Raw genomic sequence first — 3011 nt, 5'->3', positions numbered from 1 at the left:
TCGCCAAATCGCTGTTAAAAACATTTCCAATCCTGAAGATTTGATTAAGATTGCTCTTGAAGACGATGACCAGTTTGTAAGAAATCATGCAATAACAAATCCTGCTATAACAAGCGAAGATGATTTTACATATGTTGCAATCAATTCAACCCATGAAGAGGTGGCTTTTGAAGCCTTAAATCACATAACCGAAGAGAAAAATTTCATTGACATTTTAAAAAATGCAAAATTGGATTCTGTAAGGAAGGCCACTCTTGACAATATCAATGATTTGGAAACCCTGATTCGAATTGTCCTTGCAAATGAGGATGAGGAATTCTCCCTTAGGGCATTGAATAAAATCAAAGTGGAAAAATGCTTGTTTAAAATTTATGAACAGGGTATATCTGAAAACATATCCGTTAGGGCGGTATCTTTAATCAAGAACCAGAAGATGCTGACCGACATTGCAAGAAATGCCCCTGCATGGAGAATCCGTGAAGTTGCCGTTAAAAAAATAGTAAGTAAGAAAGTCCTGAAGGATATCTCACTGAACGATGAAAATGAATACGTAAGGGAAGTTGCAAAAAAGAGAATGAATCTATAAATAGAATTCAGGCTCTTTTCTTTCGCTGTTTGCTTGTTCAAAAGCTGGCTTTTTAGCTTCAAACGCATCTCCTGAAAACCTACGTGCATCTTCAGGACAGATTGAGATGCAGGCTGTGCATCTTGAACATAAACTCAGGTCTGTTTCAATAGGATCATCTTCAGGTATAGCTTTTTCCGGACAGATTGAAACGCAATCATAACAGAATGCACAAACGGTTTCATCACAGCTTATTTCAAATGGCAGCTGTTTGTAATCGGTGTATGGTCTGTTTCCGGGAATATCAGATTCTAATGATTCGTTTGACTCTAATTTTTCAATGCATTTCTTTGCGAATTCATCAATTTTTTCCATATCGCTTTCATCGGGTCTTCCTACTGCAACGCCATCAAATATGGAATGATGGGAAACAGTAGAAGCGGCAGCTATTACATTGAAGTTGTTTTCCCTTAACAAATCTGTTAATTCAAGAAGAGAATCAGTAACATGGGCATTACCATAATTAACGACTGCTATTGCAGGAGTTTCATTCCCCTTGATTTTTGATAATCTTTCACGTGCGGCTTTTGGCAGCCTTCCGGCAAAAACTGGCATCACTACAACTGCAACATCCTCGCTTTTCAATTCCTTTTCAGAGTTGAATATGAGCAAGTTGCAAATCTCCTTTTCCTGACCAAAGCTACTGGCTATACTGTCAGCTACTTTTTGGCTGGTTCCTGATGGACTGAAAAATATTTCAACAATTGACATATAACTTCACCTATATAATATATGTATAGAAACTATTTAATAATATTAAATTTAAAAAATAATTTGGTGATAAGATGGAATTAATGAGAGAGCTATCTTTAGCGCCAGGTGTATCTGGCAGTGAAGAAAAAATAGCTGAAATTATTACACGTGAATTAAAAGATGTAGCCGATACAATTGAAACTGACAGTATGGGAAACCTAATTGCTACTAAAAAAGGTGAAAAGAAAGCGCCTAAAGTAATGCTTGCTTCCCATATGGATGAAATCGGTTTGATGGTAAGATACATTGACGATAACGGTTTTATTAAGTTTTCAAACATTGGCGGAATAAATGATCAGATGTTAATGAACCAGACTGTAACTGTTCACTCTTCCGTTGGAGAGCCTATTGTTGGAGTAATCGGTTCAAAACCGCCACACGTAACAAGTCCTGAAGAGAGAAAAAAGGTTGTCAAATCTGATGACATGTTCATTGACATTGGAGCCAAGGACAAGGAAGAAGCAGAAAAGATGGTGAGAATCGGAGACAAGATGACTTTCAACTCACTATTTGTTGAGTATCCAAATAATCTAATCATGGGTAAGGCTTTGGACAATCGTGTAGGCTGTTATGTGATGATGGAAGTTTTAAAAAGGGTCAATACCAGAGCTACTGTCTATGGTGTAGGTACAGTTCAGGAAGAAGTTGGTCTTAAGGGGGCTAAAACCTCTGCATTCAAATTGAATCCTGACCTTGCAATTGCGCTTGACGTAACCTTGTCCGGAGACCATCCTGGAATCAAGCCTGAAGAGGCACCTGTCGTTATGGGTAAAGGTCCTGCTATAATTTTGGCAGATGCTAGTGGAAGAGGTATTTTAACCCAGCAATCCGTCAAGGACATGCTTATAAAAGCAGGGGATGAAAACGAAATTCCATATCAATTGGAAGTGAGTGATGGCGGAACCACTGACGGAACTGCAATTCACTTGACTCGTGAAGGAATCCCTACTGGTGTTTTATCAGTTCCTACTCGTTACATACATACTCCTGTAAGTGTATGTAGTATGGAGGATATTGAAAATACCATTCAATTAATTACAGAAGCTATAAACAACTTATAGCTTACTTTTTTTTCTTTTATTTAAATCGGTCATCTGATTTTTGTGATTTTGCCTTTTGGTGTTTTGTTTCAAACCATCCTATTTTTAGCTCATCAATTGTATCCTCGTATAGCTGGGGCACATAGGGCTTTATGTCAAGAAGAGGTGTTCCGTCCAATATGTCAACGTTTTCTATATGGATTGTATTTCCTTCAACTTTTTTTACTTTAACGACACTCATTCCGATTCTGTTTGGTCTTTTTGGTGATCTTGTTGCAAAAACTCCGTGTGTGTCGTTGTCCATGAACGGCTTTACCTCAAGCATGTATCCGTCAACTTTGTGAAGCAGATAGATTAGGTGGATGTGTGAAAAGTCTCCCAAATCTTTTAGGCCGTCAACATATTTGTCCTTGATTTCGATTGTTCCTTTAATTCCTTTTGCGCCTGTCGGCTGAATTGGCATTCCCTCAATTTTTTTGAATTGGGTGTGGATTGTGCCAATTGATTCTAATTCGACTTTCATAATTATTATATTCGTCATTATCATTATTAAAACTTACTTTTTCGATATGAAGCATTTCAGGTAATCGATT

At 37.6% G+C, this 3011-nt stretch carries 3 protein-coding genes and 1 pseudogene; 2 read left to right on the top strand and 2 right to left on the bottom strand.

Annotated elements, in window-relative coordinates; translation table 11 throughout:
• Positions 1-586 (top strand): annotated as a pseudogene (locus QZN27_RS09560) (flagellar protein); the annotation flags it as partial.
• Here QZN27_RS09560 and QZN27_RS09555 read toward each other — a convergent pair.
• Positions 581-1336, bottom strand: a complete 756-nt coding sequence (locus QZN27_RS09555) for a ferredoxin (protein ID WP_296786925.1) — start codon at positions 1334-1336, stop codon at positions 581-583. The pseudogene QZN27_RS09560 and the gene QZN27_RS09555 sit on opposite strands and share 6 nt — an antisense overlap.
• A 74-nt stretch (positions 1337-1410) precedes the next feature.
• Here QZN27_RS09555 and QZN27_RS09550 point away from each other — a divergent pair, with 74 nt between their 5' ends.
• Entirely contained in the window at positions 1411-2439 is a 1029-nt protein-coding gene (locus QZN27_RS09550) for a M42 family metallopeptidase (RefSeq protein WP_292884864.1), read from the top strand.
• 16 nt (positions 2440-2455) lie between these two features.
• Here the strand turns inward: QZN27_RS09550 and tsaA are convergent, their stop codons facing one another.
• Complete coding sequence (gene tsaA, locus QZN27_RS09545) at positions 2456-2941, bottom strand: tRNA (N6-threonylcarbamoyladenosine(37)-N6)-methyltransferase TrmO (protein ID WP_296786920.1); 486 nt, start codon at positions 2939-2941, stop codon at positions 2456-2458.
• Positions 2942-3011: the final 70 nt, after the last annotated feature.

The sequence above is a fragment of the uncultured Methanobrevibacter sp. genome (assembly GCF_900316895.1).
GTDB lineage: Archaea > Methanobacteriota > Methanobacteria > Methanobacteriales > Methanobacteriaceae > Methanocatella.
Note: the sequence above shows the minus strand (reverse complement) of the source record. Positions and strands in the feature narration are given on the sequence as shown.

Coding starts and splice junctions, on each gene's coding strand:
- QZN27_RS09555 (WP_296786925.1), bottom strand. CDS start 1,336: ATGTCAATTGTTGAAATATTTTTCAGTCCATCAGGAACCAGCCAAAAA.
- QZN27_RS09550 (WP_292884864.1), top strand. CDS start 1,411: ATGGAATTAATGAGAGAGCTATCTTTAGCGCCAGGTGTATCTGGCAGT.
- tsaA (WP_296786920.1), bottom strand. CDS start 2,941: ATGAAAGTCGAATTAGAATCAATTGGCACAATCCACACCCAATTCAAA.